At 54.8% G+C, this 22,568-nt stretch carries 15 protein-coding genes; 3 read left to right on the top strand and 12 right to left on the bottom strand.

What is annotated here, in order from left to right:
- Positions 1-54 precede the first annotated feature (54 nt).
- On the bottom strand, positions 55-11,229 hold the full coding sequence (locus tag QMG44_RS18070) for a BapA/Bap/LapF family large adhesin (RefSeq protein ID WP_281853221.1): 11,175 nt from the start codon (positions 11,227-11,229) through the stop codon (positions 55-57).
- Between the two features lie 766 nt (positions 11,230-11,995).
- Between QMG44_RS18070 and QMG44_RS18065 the strand changes: the two genes are divergently transcribed.
- From QMG44_RS18065 to QMG44_RS18055, 3 genes are read left to right on the top strand one after another with little or no spacing between them, the layout of a single operon-like run.
- Positions 11,996-12,523, top strand: coding sequence for a tetratricopeptide repeat protein (locus QMG44_RS18065; protein ID WP_032678808.1), 528 nt, complete (start codon positions 11,996-11,998; stop codon positions 12,521-12,523).
- A gap of 7 nt (positions 12,524-12,530) precedes the next feature.
- Positions 12,531-13,061, top strand: a complete 531-nt coding sequence (locus QMG44_RS18060) for a sigma-70 family RNA polymerase sigma factor (RefSeq protein ID WP_086532192.1) — start codon at positions 12,531-12,533, stop codon at positions 13,059-13,061.
- The gene (locus QMG44_RS18055; RefSeq protein ID WP_047356646.1) at positions 13,058-13,846 is read left to right on the top strand and encodes an anti-sigma factor; all 789 of its coding nucleotides are present in this window, start codon (positions 13,058-13,060) and stop codon (positions 13,844-13,846) included. The genes QMG44_RS18060 and QMG44_RS18055 overlap by 4 nt, the downstream gene beginning before the upstream one ends.
- Here the strand turns inward: QMG44_RS18055 and QMG44_RS18050 are convergent.
- The 11 genes from QMG44_RS18050 to QMG44_RS18000 form a co-directional block, all read right to left on the bottom strand.
- Positions 13,838-14,395, bottom strand: a complete 558-nt coding sequence (locus QMG44_RS18050) for a YceI family protein (protein WP_025203421.1) — start codon at positions 14,393-14,395, stop codon at positions 13,838-13,840. The genes QMG44_RS18055 and QMG44_RS18050 overlap by 9 nt on opposite strands.
- 68 nt (positions 14,396-14,463) lie before the next feature.
- Complete coding sequence (locus QMG44_RS18045; RefSeq protein ID WP_032680443.1) at positions 14,464-14,808, bottom strand: cupin domain-containing protein; 345 nt, start codon at positions 14,806-14,808, stop codon at positions 14,464-14,466.
- Positions 14,809-14,895: 87 nt separating this feature from the next.
- A complete protein-coding gene (locus QMG44_RS18040; RefSeq protein WP_014171277.1) occupies positions 14,896-15,252 on the bottom strand; it encodes a hypothetical protein in 357 nt (118 codons plus the stop codon).
- Between the two features lie 220 nt (positions 15,253-15,472).
- The gene (locus QMG44_RS18035) at positions 15,473-15,913 is read right to left on the bottom strand and encodes a carboxypeptidase-like regulatory domain-containing protein (RefSeq protein ID WP_232937729.1); all 441 of its coding nucleotides are present in this window, start codon (positions 15,911-15,913) and stop codon (positions 15,473-15,475) included.
- A gap of 557 nt (positions 15,914-16,470) precedes the next feature.
- Positions 16,471-16,638 carry a hypothetical protein gene (locus tag QMG44_RS18030; RefSeq protein WP_226777971.1) on the bottom strand — a complete coding sequence of 56 codons (168 nt, stop codon included), beginning with the start codon at positions 16,636-16,638 and terminating at the stop codon, positions 16,471-16,473.
- A 667-nt stretch (positions 16,639-17,305) separates the two neighbouring features.
- The gene (locus QMG44_RS18025) at positions 17,306-17,629 is read right to left on the bottom strand and encodes a toxin (RefSeq protein ID WP_265002788.1); all 324 of its coding nucleotides are present in this window, start codon (positions 17,627-17,629) and stop codon (positions 17,306-17,308) included.
- Positions 17,630-17,660: 31 nt separating this feature from the next.
- A complete protein-coding gene (locus QMG44_RS18020) occupies positions 17,661-17,984 on the bottom strand; it encodes a type IV toxin-antitoxin system YeeU family antitoxin (RefSeq protein ID WP_265002789.1) in 324 nt (107 codons plus the stop codon).
- Positions 17,985-18,005: 21 nt separating this feature from the next.
- Positions 18,006-18,227, bottom strand: coding sequence for a DUF987 family protein (locus QMG44_RS18015; protein ID WP_007665151.1), 222 nt, complete (start codon positions 18,225-18,227; stop codon positions 18,006-18,008).
- A gap of 8 nt (positions 18,228-18,235) precedes the next feature.
- Complete coding sequence (radC, locus tag QMG44_RS18010) at positions 18,236-18,706, bottom strand: DNA repair protein RadC (protein WP_265002791.1); 471 nt, start codon at positions 18,704-18,706, stop codon at positions 18,236-18,238.
- A 32-nt stretch (positions 18,707-18,738) separates the two neighbouring features.
- Positions 18,739-19,557: a DUF932 domain-containing protein gene (locus tag QMG44_RS18005; protein ID WP_265002792.1), complete on the bottom strand. Its 819-nt coding sequence runs from the start codon at positions 19,555-19,557 to the stop codon at positions 18,739-18,741.
- Between the two features lie 220 nt (positions 19,558-19,777).
- Positions 19,778-22,267, bottom strand: a complete 2,490-nt coding sequence (locus QMG44_RS18000; RefSeq protein WP_281853220.1) for a hypothetical protein — start codon at positions 22,265-22,267, stop codon at positions 19,778-19,780.
- Positions 22,268-22,568 lie beyond the last annotated feature (301 nt).

Here is a 22,568-nt window from a genome sequence, read left to right as displayed (position 1 = left end):
GCTTTATTGTTTATGCCCGGGCGCTGTGCGCCCGGGTCATTTGTGCAGGTGCTATCAGGTAACGATGTGTTGCTGGTTCACTAACTCGTCGTAGGTGGTCTGGACGTTATCCAGCGTCACGAGCGTCGTATTAGTGTAGGTGCTCCCTGAACCATCACGGTCGATGGAGATCACGGTATTGCCATTACTATTAGTAACATGCAGATAATTACCGAGCGTTGAGCTGCTCCCGTTCCAGCCCACCAGCAGATCGCCGATATCGATTTTGTCCCCCTGCGTGAGCGAGAAGTTGGTCCAGTGATCGCCGGCAGTGCTGCTGACGTTGCCCGCGGTGGCGTTGCCTGCGGTGGCGTTCAGCACCTGGTAAATCAGGGTGTCGCCGTAGGCGGTGCCGGTAATGACGTCGTTATGTTCCGAGCTGATGAACTGCGGCGCCATATTGATGGTCAGCGTGGCACTGTCTGTTTTCCCGTCGGCATCTGTCAGGGTGTAGTTGAAGGTCTCCTTCGAGGTGATGGTTGAGAGCGACACCCCGGTGTTGAGGGTGTAGGTGTAGTGGCCGTCCGCAGCAATTGCCAGCGTGCCGTAATGGCCGACGACGTTGACCGTTGCGCTGCCGGTGTACGGGTCCAGCGTGGTGGTCACGCCGTTGTAGCCGGTCACGCTGAGGCGGGTATCCACTGAGTGCAACTGATCCATAGCCCCGGCAGAGTCGGTGCCATCGAAGATGTTGCCGTCAACGGTGTGGCCGCTGGTAGAGTCGAACTGGGTCAGCGAGTAGGTGGTGCCGTTCACGCTTGGGGTAATGGTAATGTTCCCCACGCTGAGCCCCGGTACGCTACCGGTATAGCTCAGCGTATAGGTTCCGGCATTCAGGTCCAGCCCGGAGAGCGCGATGTCGATATTGCCGCCCAACAGCGAACCGCCGCTGAAGGAGCCGCTGCGAACAACATTCGAACCGTCACTGATTGACCAGTTCACCGTCAGGCCGCCCAATGCCAGCAGCGATGCCACGTTAAAGTGCAGCGACACGTTATGCAGCGCGGTGTTCGGATCCACCACGAAGGTTCCGCTCCCGCTGCCCTGGGTTGATGACAGCAGCGCGGTTGTCCAGCTGGCCGTCCCGACGGTGGTATCCGAGTAGGTCGTCGTGTGATGTACTGAGGTGACGTCCATCGCGGTACTGACATCGTTGACCGCATCCATCGCCCGCGCGGTTGGGGTGATGTTGAGCGATGCCGTATCCTTCGCCCCATTTGGTGCGGTGATGGTATAGACGAACGTATCCGGCGTACTGATCGCGTCAGCACCCACACCGGCTTTCAGGGTGTAGGTGTACTGTCCGGACGCATTGATGCTCAGCGTGCCGTATTCCCCCTGAATGTCGGTCAGGCCGCTGCTGTTCACCGCCACGCCGTTCACTTCTGATACCACCGCGCCGGTTGCGACATCGTTATCCAGCACATCTCCGGTGGTGGTCTCGCCCACGCTCGACACGCTGTAGACATGATCTTCCAGCACGTTCAGCGTGTAGGCGGTCAGGGCGGTGATCCCTGCAGCCGTATTCAGCAGGAAGAGGTACTCCCCGGCAGGCAGGTTCAGCGTCAGCTGAGACGAGGTACCGCCCAGCAACGGCGCACGCAGCCAGCCCGGTTCGACGCGCATCTGCTCGAAGGTCTGCGTCGCGTTATTGAACTTGTAGACATACAGGTCGAATACCGACGCCAGCGCCACACCGCCCACGGAAGCCTGAATGGTCATGGTGCGGGTGGTACCTTCCTCCACGTTATAGATGATCGGATTGCTCAGATCGTCCAGCAGGTTCAGCCCCAGCGTGTTGCCGAGATTGATCCCCACCACGGTAAAGCCGCCCTGCGACGAGGTGCCGTTATTGATTTCATGGACCGAGGTGTCAAAGGTCAGCGAGGCCGTGTCATCCACCGCCACAATACCGTTAGCGGTAGTACCGGCACCCAGCGACAGTACCAGGTTCGCCGACGCGCTGACGCCGTTATGGGTGATGGTGTAGGTGAAGCTCTCTGTCCGGCCTACGACCGAGGCGCTGGTGTCGGTCAGGTTGTAGGTGTAGCTGCCATCGCGGTTAATGGTCAGCGTACCGTACTGGCCCTGAACAACCGTGCCGTCGGCATTCACGCTGGTGGTGACACCCAGTGCGTTGGTGACAGCAGAGACAGTAGTGCCTGCCGGGGCGTTGTCGCTGCCCGCGGTCGGGTCGGCGTCGAGAATTACGTTACCGTTCAGGCTGGTGTCGCCCGTCACGGTACCGGCGCTGGTTTCTTTCACCGCCACATCGAGGCTGGTGTAGGAGCCGGTCGCCAGCAGGTTAGTGTTATAGCTCAGCACCCGGTAGTCGCCGCTCGCCAGCCCGGTCAGGTTCAGCGATACGCCGGTGGCCCCGAGGGTCAGCAAATCGGCAAACTGGGGTTGTCCGGTATCCACGACGGTAGTCCAGGTACCGTTGACGCTGTCCCAGCGCTGTACCACCAGCTCAAGGGTATTGAGCAGGGAGAGCACCGCACCCGTGGCATTGGCGTTCACCACAATATCCGCATTGCCGCCGCTGCCCACCGTGAAGTCCACCTGGGCAGTATCATTACCCAGCAACGTGAGAACGTTGCCTACGGCACCCACCAGCAGGAAGCCATAATCACTGTACTGGCTGTTGGTGACGGTGGCCGTGGTGCTGATATCCAGCTCTTCGACGTTATTGCTGGCGGAGAGCGGGACGACCGGTGCGAGGGCTGAGCCGGGCTGCGACGTATTACCTGCGGCATCGGTGGCGGTGATCTGCAGCGTCTGACCTTCCGTCTGTTTATTGAGGAAGGTATAGCTGTAGGTGCCGTTGCTGCCCGCGATTGTGGTCACCGTGCTGCCATCGCCAAGACGGATAGAGACGGTGCTGCCTGCCTCCGCGTTACCGGTCAATACGCTACCGTCAGCGTTAAAGGTTCCGGTTGGGGCCGTTGGTGCCGTCAGATCGACAATCACGCTGGTGGCGGAAGAGACCGGGCTGGTGCCCGAACTGTTCGTCGCCGTGGCGGTAAAGGCGTGAGAGCCTTCGCTTAACGCCGGGGTGGTGAAGGTCCAGTTGCCTGAACTATCTGCCACTGCCGTTCCCATCGACACGCCGTTGTTATACAGCGTGACGGTGGTGCCTGGCAGGGCCGTACCACTCAGAGTTGGCGTGGTGTCGTCAGTGGTTTTACCGTTGGTCAGGTTACCGGTGACGGTGCCGACGTTATCGTTGATGGTGGTAATAAGCGGTGCGTTCGGCACCGGCGTCGCAGGGGCAATCACCGACGTGCTGACACCGGCGTTACCCGCCTTATCGGTGGCATAGACCAGCAGTGATTCACCGTTGGTTTGGGCCGGCGTGATTGTCGCGTTAAAGTTTCCGCTGCCGTCAGCCGTCGCGGTACCGAGCACTGTTCCGGTACTGGTGGTGATGGTAACGGTGCTACCCGCTTCGGCGGTCCCGGTGACGTGCGTACCGTTGGTGATCACGGCAAGGCTTGCCGGCACGTTCGGTGCAGTCAGATCCACGGTAATGGTGGTGGTGGCCGATGGCGTACTGGTGTTGCCTGCGGCATCGGAGGCGGTGGCGGTGAAGTTATGCGTGCCTTCTGTCAGTGTGGTGGTGGTTTGCGGTAGCGTCCAGTTGCCGTTCGCATCGGCGGTGACCGTGCCGACAAGCGTCGTGCCGTCATAGATGCGCACCGTCGCGTTGGCTTCGGCGGTCCCGTTCAGCGCTGGACGCGCGTCATTGGTCGGGTTATTGCCGGTTACCGGTCCGGTGATGCTGCCGACATCATCGACAACCGCACTGATGACCGGCGCAGCTGGCGCGGCGGCATCCACGTTGATCACATAGGCGGTGGTCGGGGCGCTGGTATTGCCCGCGGCATCGGTGGCGGTAAAGGTCAGGCTGTGCGACCCGTTGCTCAGCGCCGGAGAAGGGGTAAAGCTCCATGCCCCGCCTGTCGCGACCGCGCTACCAATCTGGACGCCGTTATCGAAAATTTTCACCGTGGCGCCCGCTTCCGCCGTACCCGTGAGGGTAGGCTGCGCGTCGTTAGTCAATCCGCCATTGGCAATCGGCGTAGCCGCATTGCCCACATCATCCACAATGCTGCTCAGCACCGGCAGGGCTGGCGGCGTCGTGTCGATAGTCAGGCTAAAGGCCGCTGACGAAACGCTGGTATTACCCGCTGCATCCGTGGCCTGCGCCGTGAAGCTGTGCGCGCCCGTGGCTAAGGTGGTCGTGAGCAAGATACTCCAGTTGCCACTGGCATCCGCGGTGCCCGTTCCGACAAGCGTTGTGCCTTCGTAGATATTCACAGTCGCAAACGGCTCACTGGTCCCGACAAGCCGTGGCACGGTGTCGTCGGTCGTCTGTCCTGAACTGAGCGGGCCGGTGATGCTGCCCGCATCGTCAACGGCCTGGCTGATAACCGGCGCATTAGGTGCACTGGTATCAACAACCAGCGTAAAGCCAGGCGAAGCCGGGCTGACGTTCCCCGCCGTGTCGGTCGCGGTCGCGGTCCAGGTATGGCTGCCATTGCTCAGCGCTGATGACGGCGTAAAGCTCCATGCTCCGGTGCCATCCGCCAGCGCGGTGCCGACCGGCTGTCCGTTCTCATAGATGGTCACCGTGGCGTTGGCTGCCGCGGTGCCCGTCAACGTTGGCGTGGTGTCGTCGGTACTTTGCCCGGAAGTCAGCGGCGTCTGTATGCTGCCTGCGTTGTCTCCCGCGGTCGTGATGGCCGGTGCCGCCGGTGGTGCCGTATCCACTGTCAGGTTAAACGGTGCCGTCGTGCTGCCGGTGTTGCCCGCCGCATCGGTGGCATTGAAGGTGATGGCATGAGGCCCGTCACTCAGGGCGGTGTCAGGCGTGTAGGTCCAGTTCCCCTGGGCATTAACCACCGCGGTGCCAATCTCGTTGCCATCCACAATGATATGCACTGTGGCACCTACTTCGCCCGTACCGTTGAAGGTCGGACGCGCGTCGTTGGTGCTGTTGCCGGTAGTGAGCGTACCGGTGACCGGGCCGACGTCGTCAATCACACTGCTGACCAGTGGCGCAGCAGGGCCTGCTGCATCCACGGTAAAGGCAAAGACCGACGAGTTTGCTGACGCATTGCCTGTCGCATCGGTGGCGTAGGCGCGAAGGAGATAGTTGCCGTCACCCAACGGCGTGCTCGGGGTAAAGGTCCAGTTACCACTTCCGTCGACGGTCGCAAGGCCAATTTGCGTACCGTTATTCATGATATGGATTGTACTGCCCGGTTGTCCGGTGCCGCCGATCGTCGGGGTGGTGTCGTTGGTGACTTGCCCGCTGGTGAGGTTGCCGGTCACGCCGCCAGGGGCATTGTCGTTAACCGTATCCAGCGTTGGAACCGTTGGCGCCGTCAGGTCAACCACGACGTTCCAGCCGTTAGACACCTGGCTGACGTTGCCCTGTGGGTCGGTGGCGGTAACGGTGAAGGCGTGAGGTCCTTCGCTGAGCGCGGTGTCAGGGGTGAACGTCCAGGCACCGGTGCCGTCAGCCGTGACCACGGCAATCTGGGTACCGCCGTCGAAAATTTTCACCACGCTGTTCGCTTCCGCCGTCCCCGAAAGGGTTGGCGTCGCGTCATTAGTCGGATCGCCGCTCACAATCGTGGTGGCAGCATTGCCCACATTATCCGTTACGTTGGTGATCGCTGGCGTGGTGGAAACCGTATCAACGACTATGGTGAAGCCTGTCGACAGACCACTTTCATTGCCCGCGGGATCGGTCTCGCGGATGGTCAGAACGTTATTGCCCTCCGCCAGCGCGGGCGGTGTGAAGACCCAGGTCCCCGTATTGCCGACCTCTGCGGTACCCAGCAGGTTTCCGTTGCTGTAAACGGAGATGATATCGCCCACCGTGCCGGAGCCGGTAAGGGTAGGCTGGTTGTCGTTGGTGGTCTGCCCGTTGGTGAGTTGACCAGTGCCAGGGCCGACATCATCAATCACTGAGCCAATGGTCGGCGTGTCCGGTGCAGTGAGGTCAACGGTGACGGTTACAACCGGCGAGCGGCCGCTGGTCGAGAGCCCGACCGTCGCGGTCACTTCAAAGGTGTGCAGCCCTTCACCCAGCGCAATCAGTGGGGTATAGCTCCAGTTACCGTCCGCATCAGCAATCACGTTGATCAGCGGAACCGCGATGCCGTCCTGGTAGATGGTGATAATGCTGCCCGCTTCGGCCGTACCCACGAGTGTCGGGGTAATGTCGTTGGTGGTTTTGTCTTTCACGTCGCCGGTGACAGGCGTTTCATCATCGTTAATCGCCGTAATGATGGGCACATCCGGAAGATTCGGCAGCGTACCGGTGACGGTGTAGGATGCCTCAGGACTGGGGTTGCCCGCGGCATCGGTCGCGGTCACCGTCAGCACAGCGCCATCCGTTTGGGCTGGGCTGAGCGCGATGGAGAAGGTGCCACCGGTGGCTACGCCTGTACCGAGAACATTACCATTGTTATCGGTTACAGTGATGGTAGCCCCCGCTTCGGCGGTGCCGGTCAATGGAGTACCTTGAGCGGCTATGCCAGTAACTGCGGGAGCAGCCGGATCCAGAGTATCGACGTTAACACTAAGCGGTGCAGAGCTACCGGACGTATTGCCGGCCGGATCGACCGCGGAGACGGTGAAGGTATGCGGGCCTTCCGCCAGCGTGCTGTCGGCGGTCCAGCTCCAGTTGCCGTCCGGCTGTACCGTTACCGGCACCGTGGATGCTGTACCGTCCACAGAGACGATAACGGTGGTACCCGGTTCGCCGGTGCCCGTGAGGGTCGGCGTGCCGTCACGGGTATAAAGCACATTGCTTGTGAGCTGGCTGTCAGACACCGCGTTAATCAGCGGGATTTCTGGCGCAGTGGTATCAACGGTGACGGTGAAGACCGGGCTGAGGCCGCTGACGTTACCCGCAGCATCGACTGCCGCAACGGTGATGTTGAGTGGGCCATCAGTCTGGGTCGGAAGATCGAGAGACCACTCGCCATTGCTGCCGATTTCGACGCGTCCTAGTTCAACGCCATTGTTATAAACGATGACCGTTTCGCCCGCAGGGCCGGTACCGCCCACACCGGGGGTAGTATCCGTGGTAACACCACCGTCTGGCTTACCACCAACGGCGCTAATGACAGGCGTATCAGGTGCCACGGTATCAACGGTGATAGTGATCCCCGGTGACGCCGCCGAAACGTTACCGGCTTCGTCGGTGGCGGTGGCGGTAAATTCGTGGCTTCCCTCATCAATGCTGGCGTCAGGGCGCCAGCTCCAGTTGCCGTTGCTGTCTACGGTGACGCGACCCACTTCGGTGGCAGGCTGACCATTAATGCTGTCATAAATAATAACCACATCGTTCGCTGTGCCGGTGCCACTCAGGACCGGACGCGGATCGTTCGTGGTTTCCCCGTCGGCAACCGGTCCGGTTATCTGGCTGACGCTGTCCGTAATCACCGGTGCTGCTGGCGTAGCTGGCGGGTCGGTGTCAATGGTGATGGTCACCGGCTGGGACGGGGCGCTTTCGTTGCCCGCGCCGTCCTTGTTGGTGACGGTCAGGGTGATGTCGTAGGTACCGTTGGCCAGTGGGGTATCCGGTGTCCATGTCCAGTTACCGTTGCTGTCCACCTCGGCGTCACCAATTTTGTCGGTGCCGTTGTAGATAGTCACGGTATCGCCCGGATTGCCGGTGCCGCTCAGCGTCGGCGTGGTATCGCGGGTGGTCTCTCCCGGGTTCAGCAGGGTTTCTGTTGTGCCGCCGTCAGGGTTCACGGTGATCTCTGGCGTCTCCGGCGTGGCGGGTGCCACGGTATCGACCACCAGCACAAACGGGCTGGAGACGGTCGTATTCCCGGCGGTATCGGTCGCATGAACCGTCAGAGAGTGCGAGCCGTTGGTGAGCGGGGTGGTAGGGGTGAAGCTCCAGCCGCCGGTACCGTCGAGTGTGGCGGTACCGAGCAGGGTATTGCCATCATAAAGCGTAATAACCGTACCCGCCGGCGCGCTACCCTGCAGCAACGGTTGCGTGTCATCCGTGGTGTCGCCGCTGGTGAGCGGGCCCTGAACGTCACCGACGTCGTCGGTTACGGTTGTGATGGTCGCCGCCGGTGGCGGGGTGATATCGACCGTAAAGGTGAAGCCGCCTGACGGCAGGCTGATGTTACCTGCCGCGTCGGTGGTGACGGCGGTCAGGGTATGCTCACCGTTACCAATCGGTGTGCCTGGCGTAAATGTCCACGCGCCGCCGCTACCGACCAGCGCGGTGCCGATATCAACACCGTCCAGACGAATGGTGACCGTTGAGCCCGGTTCGGCAGTGCCGTTGAGTGTCGGGGTTGGATCGTTCGTAATGGCACCTGCGGTGAGCGCGCCTGTGCTTCCCTGAACATCGTCCACCACTTGCGAAATTACCGGTACTTCGGGTGCAGTACCGTCGACAGTGATACTCCAGGCATTTGATGGCCCGCTTGGGTTACCGGCGGCGTCAACTGCCGTTGCCGTCAGCACGTGGCCGCCATCAGCAAGCGGTGAGGATGGCGTGATGCTCCATACGCCAGATGCCGGAACGAGTACCGTGCCGATGACCGTGCCGCCGCTGGAGAGCGTGATGGTTGTGCCAGGTTCGCCCGTTCCGTTTATGGTTGGTGTCCGGTCATTAGTGAGCCCGTTCTGGGCGACAGGGCCCGTAGTGGCAGAGGCATCGTCGTCCACTGAAACGATAACCGGCGTTTGCGCGGCGGTAATATCCGGCGCAATGGCAGGGGTTGTTGGCCCGGTATTGCCGGCGGGATCGGTGGCATCTGCGGTCAGGGTTTCACCGTTGGCTTTTGGTGGAGTCAGCGTGACGGTGAAGCTGCCGTCGTCATTGGCTTTCGCCTCGCCAACCGTGACGCCATTTTCACGGATGGTCACGGTGCTGCCCGGCTCTGCGGTACCTGTCACTTTGGTACCGTCATCTGAGACAACAACGTTATCCGGAGCCAGTGGCGCCGTGGTATCTGGTGCATCGGCTGTAGCGGGCAGGCTGGCGTTACCGCTGCCGTCGGTTGCCACGACCGTCAGCACTTCACCGTTGGTCTGTGCAGGACTAATAACCGCCGTAAAGGTGCCATCGCTGTTGGCGGTGGTTTCACCGATGACCGCGCCGTTAGGATCTTTAATGGTGACGGTGCTGCCTGGCTCCGCCGTGCCGCTGACGCTCTGGCCGTTTTCTGCCACCTGAAGGTTGCCGGGGGCGACAGGAGGGGTTGTGTCCGTAGCCGTGACGGTCGCAGGTGTGCTCTGGTTACCAGCAGCATCAGACGCCACCACGGAGATCTGCTGGCCGTTAGTTTGCGCCGGCGTTAACGTGGCAACGAAGTTGCCGTTGCCGTCCGTTGTCGTCCGCCCAATTATGGTGCCGTCGCTGCTGGTGATGACAATGCTGCTGTTTGGCTCGGCAGTGCCGGTAATCTGCGTGCCTGCCGGATTAAGCGTGATGTCGGGCGTTTCCGGCGGCGTGGTATCGACAATGAAGTTGATTGGCTGCGACAACCCACTCTGGTTCCCGGCAGCGTCGGTGACCTGCACCGTTATTGAGTGAGCTCCCTCCGAAAGCGGTTTGTCCGGTGTGATGCTCCAGGTGCCGTTGGGCTGAACTTTAACGGTCGCAATGGGCACGCCGTTATCAAAAATCGTAATTGTCCCACCGGGCTCTCCTCTCCCTGCAAGAACAGGTTTAGCGGCATCAGTGAACAGGCCAGAGGTAATTGCGCCTTTGATGGCACCCGTTTCATCGTTCAGCACGATGGCGGTTGGCGCAGTTGGTGCGGTGAGATCGATGGTAACGGTGAACACCGGGGAAGCCGGTCCGGTGTTACCGGCAGCGTCGGTTGCCCGGACGGTGAGCTGATGCGGGCTTTCGCTGAGATTGATCGAAGGGGTAAACGTCCAGGTGCCGTTGCTGGCAACGACAGCGGTGCCAATCGCGATCCCGCCATCATAAATGGTGACCGTAGATCCGGCTTCCGCGGTGCCGGTAAGCTGTGGTCGCTGATCGTTGGTGCTACCACCGTTACTGACCGAGCCGGTGACCGGATTGGTATCGTCTGACACGAGCGTGATGGCTGGCGCTGTGGGGGCGACGGTATCCACCACAAAGGTCACGGCGCCGGAGGCTGGGCTGGTGTTACCTGCCGCGTCGGTCGCGGTGGTGGTAATGGAATGGCTTCCGTTAGCGAGATTTGTACCCGGGGTAAAGGTCCAGTTTCCGCTGGCATCAACCTTGGTCGTGCCAATCGGCTGACCATTATCGTACAGGGTGATGGTACTGCCTGCTTCGCCGATGCCGCTGAAGGTGGGGCGGGCATCATCGGTACGCTGACCGTTAGTCAGCGGTCCGGTTTCTCCGCCAACGTCGTCATTCACTATTACGATATCGGGCGCATCGGGTGCGGTGGTATCCGGTGCTGTAACATGTCCGGCCTGGCTGGTATTGCCTGATGAGTCGGTTGCTGTGGCGGTAAGTTGCTCGCCATTCGTCAGCGGCGTGCCCAGAACAATGGTGAATTTGCCGTCGCTACCGGTTTTACCCGTGCCGACCAGGTTGCCGTCCGCGTCTTTCAGCGTAATCGTACTGCCGGGTTCGGCAGTACCTGTGACAGTTTTACCATCTGAGGAGAATTGAAGGTTGGAAGGCGCATTTGGCGGTGTGGTATCCGGATCGGAAGGATTGCCCGGCGTGCCGGGGTTCGTATTGTCATCATCATCGTCGCCACCCCCTCCGCCGCCGCTGCTTGCCGCGACAGCGATCCCGCCTGCGACAGCAAGACCACCGAGTACCCATGGCCAGATGGCTGCGCCACCGGTATCACCGCCTGAGGCCGCCAGTAATACGTCCGTGGAGGCGATAGATTCGTAGGTAGCAGCCCCGGTAGGATCTTCAATCCACCACAGCGCACCGTCACTCTCTTCCAGGACCAGCTGACTCACTCCCTCCGCGTCGGTGACGTAGAAATTCTTCAGGGTAATGACCTCGCGAGAGTGCAGCGTGACCACCAGATCGTTACCACTGCGGGCGAAGTGGGAGACATCGGCTCGCTCTACATGAAGCTCAACGATAGAGGAATGGCTCAGCGTAACCTGTGTGCCTTCCGTGGTAGTTTCCACGCCAGTGAGTTTCGATATAACAGAGATTTGGCTCATTTAGGTATTACTCCAGCAGAGTTGTCGTGAACGGCGTGCAAGATGCGCCATCTCTGCGGAAGGTAAAGCACGCCCCCGGCGGAGTTGCTGTTATTTACGCAGCACTCACCGTTATTTTTTTAGAGCGAACGATGCCCGCCATAATCCAGAGTGGCAACATCAGAGCGAATCTAATTACTCATGAGAGAGAATGTCGTTTATTTGTATTTTTGTGTTGTATAAAACCCTGTAATTAATATAGGTATTGGTTTTGACGATATAAAAATGATATAGCCAGAAAAGTCTGAATGTGCAAATTAAGCATCTGTAAACACTGTGTGAAGCGTTGAAGGGGGCATTAATTCATAGCTGGCTATTATAATTTACAAAATATAACTTGTTGTATTTATTGTATTTTTATTTGTTTGTAAATTGCGGTGTTTTATCATTTGCCATGAATAAATATTTAGCAGGGGACTTTTTATAGGATGGCGTTAAACGCTATTGTTTATGCCGGCTTAATGTGCGTTTAAGTTAGGGTAACGTTTTTGATATAACATATATTATGTTGGTAATTAATTAAAAATATATTCTTGTGCGGTGCCGGGATTCTGCTACTGAGAGAAAAATAATAACTAACAGGGAGTAAAGATAAAATATCCCGCTCAACATTTAATGGGGATACGACGTCAACATGATTCTGAGAAAAAAAGAGGGGCCCGGGAATGAATAAAATGCATCGCTCACGCGTTTACTGACGTCATTCCCATTCACCCTGGAGCCTTTTATGAACACCACCTCTGTGCGTTTGATCCCGGTGCTGATTTTTTCCCTGTTGTCTCCTCTCGCGCTGGCGATGGGCGATAATAGTACCGAGAGCAAAACACCCGACTGTCCGTCCGGACAGGTGTATGACAGTGCAACTCAGAAATGTGTGCCCGATAAGAGCAGCAGCCTTAGCGATCAGGACAAAACCAACTATGCCTATCACCTTGCTAAAAAAGGCGAGTACCAGGCGGCGCTGAACCTTCTTGATTCGCTAAAAAATAACAACACGGCTGAAGCATGGAACTATCGCGGGTATGCCACCCGCAAACTGGGTCGTACGGATGAAGGTATCGGTTACTATCAGCGTGCGCTGGCTATCGCCCCGGATTATGCCAAAGCCCGTGAATATCTGGGCGAGGCGTGGATGGTCAAGGGACGTCCGGATCTGGCCAAAGAGCAACTGAAAGTGATTGCCGGTATTTGCGGCCAGTCCTGTGAAGAGTACCGTGACCTGCAGGCTGCCATTAACGGACATCCGGAATCCTGATTTTCTCGTGGAGGGAAAACACATCGCTACCCGTGAGGTTCGCCAACAGTTAGCCGCACACCTCTCACGTCTCTGGCGTTATGGGCTGGTGTTGTCGCGAAACAGGGATGTCGCCGAAGAGCTGGTTCAGTCCACCTGCGTGCGCGCGCTTGAAAAAAGCAGTCAGTACATGCCCGGTACACGTATCGACAGGTGGCTGTTTGCGATATTGCACTCCATCTGGATCTCTGAGCTTCGGGCACGCCATGTTCGTCAGGGGCAGGGGTTTGTCGCCAGCGATGAGCTTCTGGCACCGGATACCCGTGAACAGGATGAGACGCACCTGCATTACCTGAAGGTGATGCAGCGCGTCAACGCGCTCCCGGAAGCCCAGCGCAACACGGTTTTTTTGGTGTATGTCGAAGGCTTTACCTATCAGGAAGCCGCGAACACCCTGGCGGTGCCGATCGGTACCGTAATGAGCCGACTGGCGACGGCACGGGCAACGCTGGCAGCGTCTGCCGATGCCATGCCCCCTGTTAAGGAGAAACGCTCTTGAACGCGCACCGTTTTACAGCGCCCTATAACGATGAGGCTATCGTGGCATGGATAGATGGCGAGATGTGTCATGCCGACGCGCAAAAATTTGAAGAAGAGTTGAGACGTGACGAGCGCCTCTCCGGGCGGACCGCCGAGTTAATGAAAAGCAATGCGGATTACCCCGGCGCGTTTGCCGCTATGCTGGATGATGCTCCTCTGGAGAAGATGCAGGCCCGGCTGGCGGAACTGCCCGATCCGAAGCCCGCTACCCCGGCTGGCGTAAGCCGGCGCGCACTCATTGCCGCATCGGTCAGTTTCCTGGTGGTCGGTTCCGGCGTGGGATATGGGTTGCGACCCGCTTTCGCACCTTCTGATGAAAACGCCCATATTCGTGACCTCGAAGCGCAATACATGTCGCTTTACAGCGTCGAGACATTGCTGGATATGGACAGCGCGCCGCATGTTCTGCAGCGTGGGCTGGAACGGGCAGCGCAGGATATCGGCCTGCAACTTCAGGCGTCACAGCTTATCCTGCATGGAGCAGAGCTTAAAATGGTCCGCATGCTGCGCTATGAAACCACCTCTATCGCGCAAATAGCCTGGATAAATGCCGACTACGGCCCAATGGCGCTGTGTATCTCCCCGGCAGAGCAGACAACGACAGCCGCTCAACAGGAACAGCGGCACGACATGAACCTGGTGTGGTGGCAGAAAGCGGGATATCAGTTTGTGCTGATCGGCCGCAACCCGCTCCCACAGTTGCGGGGCAGTGCAGAGCAGCTGCAAAGCCTGATTTCAGGATGACGGGATACCGTTAGCCTGAATCGCAATGGTGATGGCAATCCTGTCATCAACGACCAGCGCAAATTTATCCATGCCGTAGGCCGCGCGCGAAATGGTTGTTGTCGCATCCAGCGTAAGGACCGGCGCGTGCGGATCTTTCACGACGGCGTCCAGAATGACCGGGCGGGCAATGTCGCGTACGGTCAATGTTCCGAACACCCTGAACGTTCCTGAACCCTGAGCGACCACGCGTGAGCTGATAAATTCGATAACAGGATAACGTTCAGATTCAAAAAACATGTCGCTTTTCAGTTGCCAGGTGAGCAGGCTGTTTGAGGCAACCAGGGTGGCCACGGGAAGGGTGACATGAATATGGTCATCGATATCCTTATCCGGGTTAAGCGTTACGGAACCCGTGACGCCACTGAATCTGGCCCAGGAGAGGATCCCCCCGAAGGCGTGCCAGGATAACCGTATGGCGGTGTTTTCAGTATCAATGGTATAGCTCTGCGGGGCGGCCTGCGCCAGCGGACAGAGCAACACGAACAGAATAACCAGGCGTCGCAGCATCTCAGGATCTCTTTAGGGGTGGCAAGGCGTTAACGCGCAACCCCGGGGATCTATTCGGCTTTTAGGCGTCAGGACGTCTTAATAATATCCACCGAGATCTCGACGGCGGTTACCGGACCCCGGTTTTCCAGCCAGTGGACCGTGTTGTGATCTTCCGGCCAGCCGACACCGGGACCGTAATCAGTCGCAATACCGTGACGATGATCGGTGATGGTACCTTCAAGGATAAATACGGTGCCGGGTCTGTCGATATGATTATGCACCGGACCAAAGACCGCGCCGGGAGCGAGAGTGACCCTGCGCATGCGAAGCTGGCGCCCGGCCATGCCCGCTATTTCCGGACCCAGATCGACGACGGAGAGTAATTCAACGGTAACGCCCTGGGTTTCAGGTGCGGTGTGTTCGCTGTTCATGATGGAGTCCCCCTGAGTCAAGTTTAGTCTGCAGGGAGCAGGGCAGGAGGGAATAAAAAAGGCCGCGTCTGCGGCCTCTCGAAGGGATTACTCAGTGACTTTCTTTTCCAGCTCGCTGGCACCTTCTTTGGTTTTATTCCAGCCTTTCTCAGCACCTTCTTTGGTGGCATCCCACCCTTTCTCGGTGCCTTCTTTGGTTTTATGCCAGGCTTTCTGGGAATCTTCGCTGACCTTGCTGCCTAAGTTTTCAGTTTTACCCTCTGCAGCATGCTTCTGTTTCAGCTTCAGCTCTTCGCCTTTATTCTGCTCTTCGTGCAGTTTTTGCTTCGCGTCGTTGGCGTTTGCCTTCGCCGCAGCGACGGTATCGTCAGTTGCATGTGTGGTCGCAGCAAATACTGGGGAAGCCAGCAGAACGGCAGATAATGCGATAATTGTTTTTTTCATAATATCCTCATTTAACGTTATCGGTTATGAGCGTGATTCAGCATGGCACAGACGAAGCGGCGTGGCTTTAGGAAAAAACTGTAATGTTATTTTGGCGTTATGCCGTGAAGCGTATTTAGTTACGCAGAGGAATTAATTACTTTCAGGTTGAATGCCGTGTACCAGGGGCGTGTATATCCCTATTACTGGTGGCTTTTGGCCATGAGTAAAGTTAATTAACTCACTGAGCTTCGCAAAATATATTTTGACTCTCGCCGCTTGTTGGGGAGAGTTCGCAGAACAGTTTCACGCTGTCGCTCCTGGAATAGCCTGAAAAAGGCCCGCCAAAGCGTCGGGAGGTGTAAATATCGCGTTTCTGTCCCAGATGGTCGATTGTTGTCAGTGTCCAGCTACTCAGGCGATCTTGCGGTCCGACGGGTATAAAAACATGCCAGTCACCCTGCGGTACGAAAGAAAAATACCCATTATTATCCGTTTGTGTCGTGGCTATTTGTCGGTCGAATTCTACTAACGAAACGGTTACCCGGGGCAGCGGTTTCCCTGCGTTATTCAATGTGCCCTCAATACGAGGGGAGGGATAATCATGGTAAACGCAGCCGCTGAGCAAAAACGTGAGAGCCACGATAGCCTGGCTTGCGATGCGGTTTGAGGACGCTGTCATGGGGGCGAATCCTTTTGCGTTCAGGTGTTTTTCGGTGGCGTGAATGCAGTATACGCGGGGGGCGTAATTTCGGAACTATAGATTCTGTTAAGGGTGTTGATTTACTGAGTTTTTCCAGACTTATGCCTGGATAAATTGAGCATGTGAATAGACACTGGCACCTCCAGGAGAATGTAGCTTTACGAGCTACATAAAAAGAGGTCTTGTCGTTGCCTTTACAATGTTAACGTACTGACGTTGCGCTTTGCAGAAAGTCGCATCAACGAACTTTCTCTGGCGCAGGAGTGGCTGAAATCGTCATGTATTTTTTCAGGCCAGCCTCTCGTTTTACACCTTGGGGTCTGAACCAAAAGGAAGCCTTAAGCGCGGGGAGTCGACGTTGTTCACTGTCCAGAGAAAATTACCAATGAATCTGAAATTGATACTAGCTACTGTAACGGATAATACCTCAAAACTTCCCGTCGAATACTCATTACCCAAACGGACGATTTCTTTAACGCCATCCTTAACATCGATAAGAGCAATTGTCAGTGACTCCTCGAAAATAATGTCATCCGTTAAAAAAAGATATAGCGATGATCATTAACCTGAACAGCTGCTTCCAGTATTTGCCCTGGTACAATAATGTCTGTGCTATTGCCATTGATCACTACGTTAGGCTGCGCCTGGGATAAATCTGTCGCTTCCTGACCCTTTACCAGAGATATTGAATTAACCTGTTGCATAATCAATTCCACACACTACCCATCTCCCATACTGCAAGAGCACCGCTGACAAAACCACCAATAAGTACACAAACAGGTGCATCTGGCCCACACATCAATCCCGCCATTACGCAGTCTGCGGCGTTAATCGCTATTTGCCGCCCCGATTCTGAGACCTTATTCTCAGCGGTATAAATTTCGTAAACAGAAATTGCAATCGAGGGCACGACGAGCCCTTTTCCTAAACGCGAGAGCTACATCAATTTTTCTGGATTAAGCTGGTTGCCCTCGGACAACGACAGACACAAAAAAGCCCGCAGGGCTTGCGCCGTGCGGGCTCTTAGGACTTCATCGGATGACTCTGGTAATCACCGATGGAGAATTTTGGTGGGCTGGCGGAGTCTGAATTGGGTTTGTAATTCAATGAATTTATTATATTAACTTCTAATTCAATTTTCCGATGGTGCCTAAGAAGGTGCCTAAAATTTTTACCGTCTTCTTTTTGTGAGAAATGAGAGATTGGTTTGCAACACTTAGGGGCTCATAAAGATTCGATCTTAGTTTGCGGTGAAATGAGAATTATTATCAATACTAATTCGATTTTTTCAAATGTCAGATGCGATGCCGTTGCTATTTCCGCTACTGTAGCGGAAATAGCAACACATGAGCAGCATGTACTTAGAATAATTTAAGATCTGGGCAACAGCCCGATGCTCTTTTTGGCACGTAGAATATCCGTTGCGGTAATAAAGGGGGTCTGTTCTTGCCATGAAAATCCCTTCCGATCGATACGAACCAGTTCGTACTTTTCGACCAGGAAATTAACAGCATCGGCAAGCGTTATTCCTACATCGATATGCTCCTCAATGGCTGCTTCGTCATGAAATGGCGTGTCGCTAAGTGTCAGGCCGTAATGGTGCTCCAGCAGATACGTTAACAGTTTCTGCCAGACCTGTACGGGCGACAGGCGTGACGAAACCGGCACCGTGGCCGGTACAGATGCAATGTGCATGAATTGAGTCCTGATAAAAGAAGAGAAGGTGTTACCTGGTTGCAGATGCCTGAGGATAAATAACGATGTAAACATAGCCGTGAGAGCCGAGAGTATCGGCCTCGCAGGTGAGTCCGTTATGATGCAACGTGACGCAATGCTGATGGCGCGGATTCAGTTCACCGGTTGTCAGCATCAATTCAAGCTGTTTCATCACTAGCGGAAATACCTGATCCAGACGAAGCGCCTCCCCCTTGTTAAACGCACCGCTAATACCTGCACGGTCTGCCAGAAAATGCAGGCGACAGCCTTCCTGCACAAGCCTTGCACCGAAGCACGGCGAGATGTCGCGCTTCAGTCCCCATGAATTTTGCATTTTTCTAATCCTTATTAAATGTCAGTTGGTGGTTATGCACATCAGGCGTGTATACGGACCGTGGTTGTCACGACGGCGTTCTGCATAAACCGCCAGCACACCGGAAATTTCCGCGACATCCTGACCGGTGTAATGACTGGCGCTGCCGTACCATTGGTATTTGCCCGTGCAGTAGCGAAAGATCCGGGAATTCGGATGCTGTCGCTGAATCGCCATCGCGGCTTTTTTATCGATGATTTTCATGGTTAGCCTCATAGCCAGCCACGTTCAGCAAAAGAAAGCACATCGATGCCAACAATAAGATGGTCCAGCACCCGCACCTCTACCATTGCCAGCGCTTTCACCAGATGTTGAGTGATATTTCGATCCTGCTTACTCGGTTCTGTCTCTCCGGATGGATGGTTATGGGCCAGAATCACAGCAGCAGCGTTATGTCGTAGTGCCAGTTTCACCACTTCGCGTGGATGGACTTCGGTATGGTTAATCGTGCCCGTAAAGAGCGTCTCGCATTCCAGAAGACGGTTATGATTATCGAGATATAAAACAAGAAAAACTTCGCGCTCCTGCAGGGCAAGACGCAGTTGCAGCCAGGTTTTCGTGAAGGTAGTAGAATTAAATTGTTCGCCAGGCTGGCGCTGATATTTTTCCAGTAAGCGGAGAGCACGACGAATAGTGCGTGCTTCAGTTACCGGAAGATCAGGAGGTAGATTTATCTCTGACATGACAGGGCCTTACAGGTAATAGTAAAAGTCGTTTATGAAGCAAGTTGAAGCATATTTTCAGCCATCACCCACAGAGCGCGATTGAGCTTTACATCTCCGTCGATACCTTTGACAGCTCGGGTTTGAGCACGCAGACCTTTCGTCGTCCGTCCTGACAGTCCGCCTTTTATCAAGTTCTCCTGAATGCGCTGGTAAGTGGTCCACAGATCGTTGCTTTCATCCTGCCAGCGGCGCGGGGAAAGGATCTGCGATTCCGTCACCGGCTGATGCTCTTCACCAAAGCGATAGGTTAATGCCGCTTTCGCCATCGCCTGCTGTGCTGGTGGCGGTAACAAAAGCGAATGCATGGCATCGCGCTTCTCTTCCACCCGGTCAAAAATCCCGAGCACTTCGTAAGCCCCTTCAATGACTTTCTCCACCACGTTGCCTTTATGCGGCACACGTACCTCACCAAAACTCTCACCGCAAATCAGCCCGTTCTGGCAAACTGCACGAAATAGCCCCGGCAACATCTGGTATGAGCTGGAGCCGTCATGACTGTTAAGCAGAATGATTTCCGGTACTTGTTTGCCAGTAATCTGGCCTTCACGGCGCAGGCGCAGCATGTGTTTGGTGTGCTCTCGCTTACTCTGGTCGCGCACTCGGGTCTGGCAGGCAAAGAACGGCTGGAAACCTTCCTGCTTCAGGCTATCAAGCAGTGTGATTGTTGGAATGTAGGTGTAGCGGTCCGAGCGGGATTCGTGCTTGTTGGTACCAAATACACTGGGTACATGGGCCATCAACTCGTCATTTGTCAGTGGACGGTCGCGGCGAATCTGGTTAACTCGGCCAAAGCGGCTGGCTAATTTCATGATAAAACTCCTTTTTGATTAATGGCATAAATGTAGAAAGGCCGCGCTTCCGGTGAAGAAGCGCGGCCTTTCTGCATTGATTTGGTGTTGCAGGGGAAAACTCTTTGTTGTTGGGGGATGCAACAGCTAGCTAATGTCTGCTATGAGCGAGAAGCAGACATTGTGTTCATGTGGAAAACCGGAGGATTTAGCATCCGGTTTTCCGCACTCTTGGATTACATTAATGATCTCCAGCATCTCGTGCTGGCACCGCAGCAGCTTGTCGCACTTGACGACGCTGATTTCTTTTTTCCCACTTTGCTCGTAACCATTCGCTATATGCCGGCATGTTAAGGTATAACTGCTGTGTCATATCGGCCAGAACGCGAAGATTATCTGTATAGCCGAAGTGTCCCTTTGCCATTTCAGCATGGCGGCCACCTGCAGCATCCCAGGCTTGAGAAAGCGAATATGGTGCGAACAGCTCTAGACCAGTTAAGAGTATTACAGGAGCCCTTGTTTGTCGGCGCTCGTGGATGTATTCACGCCCCCAAGACGCGAGTTTTGTAATTCGCTGAATTTCGGCCGGGGAAAGATCTCCTGCCTGCTTCATGGTTGCAAAAACCAAAATTGCGCCAGGGAAGCGGATAGCAAGTTGTTTCATTCTTTCTACATCTTCAACTTCAAATGCATCAGCAACAGCTTTTTTCTCTTCGGAATTCTCGCCCCTAAAGCTTTTAGCCTCTCCAAATACGAGTTCTGCGTGGTGATCCAGCTCATTGAAAACTTTGCGTCGGTGCCAGAGTATTAGGTCAGCTTCAATATATTGTTTTGGGGCCAATGTCAGTATTTGGCCGGTTGACCATGTAATCGTGGCATCATGATTTCCAAATGTGTTGGCGAGAAATCTTAGCGTTAGGGATGCGGCGTATCCCCCACGAGCATAATCGGGAAGTGCAAAGGGGCCTATCAACCTGTAAGCCCAACGGGAAAATTGACTCGAACTTGGATCGATCATTGGAAAGCTAAACTTATTTAGGCAAAGGCCGCATGCTACTACAAGATCCAGTTCGCGTAGCGCGTGCCATCCCCAAGTAGAGCATTTTGCACACTTTAACTCCAAGCCAAGCTCAACAGCACCAAGCTCAACTAAAGTTTCAGCATTTTTATTTCGCCATATATCACCCTTCACCACATTATTAATTTTGTTCTGAAATTCTTGGTGTTGAATTGAGGGTGAAATGGGCCGTCGAGAAATTTTATTGAGAAGTTTCACTATCTCTGCATGAGCAAAACTACTAATTCCCCTGAAACCTCCGAGCGTATTAATAATTTGCTGTGTAGCTTGTCCTGCATCGGAGATTTGGCTTTCAACTCCATTGTTTTTTAGCCATTCACTTATCGCCGTTGTGCCGTCACTCAAACGCCAGAGATCGGACATATTATGGAAACGGCAAAATACAACAAAACCTTCAGTTGTAGATAAGATGCTTCTCTGTATTGACTGGAAACGTGGCATCTTGGGCGACCTGTAATTACAAGGATAAACGGTTGCAGCCCGACTGGTATTTGACCAATTTTTTAATTTCACTACGTTCACCCAGCGAGCATCATTGGCACCATATCTTTCAGTGAATTCTGGATGGAGATAATCAAATCGAACTTCGGTTCGGTCACCTTCGATTTGTGTGTCAAACGTTTTTTCTGCACAGGATAGAGTAGGTCGAGTACTGCGAACTGTAAAACCAGATGATGGTCGCCAAATCGGTGGATACCAATCTTGACGCCTATTTGCCTCATCTTGATTAACCCGCAAATAGTCGGCGTAAAGTTGTTCGATATTCGCAGTAGGGATAGATCTTGCAAACATTACGGTAGCATGAGTCATTAAGCCAAATTGATTCCCTCGAACGGGGCGATGGCAATCTTCAATGTATTCTCTGCAGTATGGGGAAAGCGCATCAATCCATTGGAGTGGAATTGGTCGGACATATTTCCGCATAGCGCGAAGGTTCCAGAAGTCAATAAGATCGCGCGAGTCATGTGCATCCATGACAAAGAGCGTTGGATCCGCATTGTCATGATAATTAACCTCAATATTCGAGTGACCGATTTGTAGTGCTGAATTAAATCCATCCTTGTACAGGTCTACTAGAGCTTCTGGGGATAATTCAACCTGTTTGGGATCAAAAGCATCACAGAAACCTTGGCCAAAATATTTAAGGTCTTCATCCTCAGGGAAGCTGCCAGATAGGCAAGCACAGAACGACTTCAATGCATTCGTCCGAGGTATGAGTTCCACGATATTGTGCTCATGTCGACGCACGAATTGAAATTGTTTCTTATACAGATCTTTATATAGGTCGAAGACATCAAGCCCAGCTTGACCCCGCAGTTCATCAGATCGCCTTAGCATGGCTGAAAGTTGCAGTACTCGGTCTGGATCATAGCCAAACCCTTTAGCCAGCCCTGCTTCAGCTTCTACAAGGAAATCAGGTTCGAAAGCATCAAGATAGCCATTGACGATCTGCAAAGCGCTCTCAGGTTTGTAGTCATCCCTATCCCACCATTTAGGCACATGGCCAAAAATTGGAATGATAGGGTTAAATTTACCGCCCCAAAGGCATGTGTTTATTTGGAAGATTTCCAGTAACCGTTTACTGTCATTAGGTTTAACGAGGAATGCGAATCGAATTGGTCGTAGGGTTACGACGGCGCTGATATGAGCCATAATTCTTCCTGTCAGAATGTAGTACGTTCACTTTGAGGTTGCATAACCGATTTGTCACGCACCGCGTAACTGAGCGTTTACAAGCATTCTACTTTGATTTACCTGCCGTTTAAAAATGGTTTAAGCATTATGTTGTGTGGAAAAAGAGGCTATTGATCTACGCCTAAAATTAAATCTACGTTCAGTTAATAACGTCCGCTCTTGGCACAAAGCAGTCAGACAAGCAGTGGTAGGATGCTAACATAATGAAATAATGAGATATATAGTATGGCGAATCCTTCATAAGGGGAGGGACCTTACG

It is taken from the genome of Enterobacter sp. 200527-13 (genome assembly GCF_027924865.1).
GTDB classification, from domain to species: Bacteria; Pseudomonadota; Gammaproteobacteria; order Enterobacterales; family Enterobacteriaceae; genus Enterobacter; species Enterobacter ludwigii.
The sequence above is the reverse complement of the archived record's forward strand: the minus strand, read 5'-3'. Positions and strand labels throughout refer to the sequence as shown.

Bases quoted from the DNA above. Each gene is read 5' to 3' on its own strand.
- QMG44_RS18045 (WP_032680443.1), bottom strand. From the start codon at position 14,808: ATGAACAGCGAACACACCGCACCTGAAACCCAGGGCGTTACCGTTGAA.
- QMG44_RS18000 (WP_281853220.1), bottom strand. From the start codon at position 22,267: ATGGCTCATATCAGCGCCGTCGTAACCCTACGACCAATTCGATTCGCA.
- radC (WP_265002791.1), bottom strand. From the start codon at position 18,706: ATGTCAGAGATAAATCTACCTCCTGATCTTCCGGTAACTGAAGCACGC.
- QMG44_RS18020 (WP_265002789.1), bottom strand. From the start codon at position 17,984: ATGCAAAATTCATGGGGACTGAAGCGCGACATCTCGCCGTGCTTCGGT.
- QMG44_RS18025 (WP_265002788.1), bottom strand. From the start codon at position 17,629: ATGCACATTGCATCTGTACCGGCCACGGTGCCGGTTTCGTCACGCCTG.
- QMG44_RS18015 (WP_007665151.1), bottom strand. From the start codon at position 18,227: ATGAAAATCATCGATAAAAAAGCCGCGATGGCGATTCAGCGACAGCAT.
- QMG44_RS18035 (WP_232937729.1), bottom strand. From the start codon at position 15,913: ATGACAGCGTCCTCAAACCGCATCGCAAGCCAGGCTATCGTGGCTCTC.
- QMG44_RS18040 (WP_014171277.1), bottom strand. From the start codon at position 15,252: ATGAAAAAAACAATTATCGCATTATCTGCCGTTCTGCTGGCTTCCCCA.
- QMG44_RS18030 (WP_226777971.1), bottom strand. From the start codon at position 16,638: ATGCAACAGGTTAATTCAATATCTCTGGTAAAGGGTCAGGAAGCGACA.
- QMG44_RS18070 (WP_281853221.1), bottom strand. From the start codon at position 11,229: ATGAGCCAAATCTCTGTTATATCGAAACTCACTGGCGTGGAAACTACC.
- QMG44_RS18005 (WP_265002792.1), bottom strand. From the start codon at position 19,557: ATGAAATTAGCCAGCCGCTTTGGCCGAGTTAACCAGATTCGCCGCGAC.
- QMG44_RS18050 (WP_025203421.1), bottom strand. From the start codon at position 14,395: ATGCTGCGACGCCTGGTTATTCTGTTCGTGTTGCTCTGTCCGCTGGCG.
- QMG44_RS18065 (WP_032678808.1), top strand. From the start codon at position 11,996: ATGAACACCACCTCTGTGCGTTTGATCCCGGTGCTGATTTTTTCCCTG.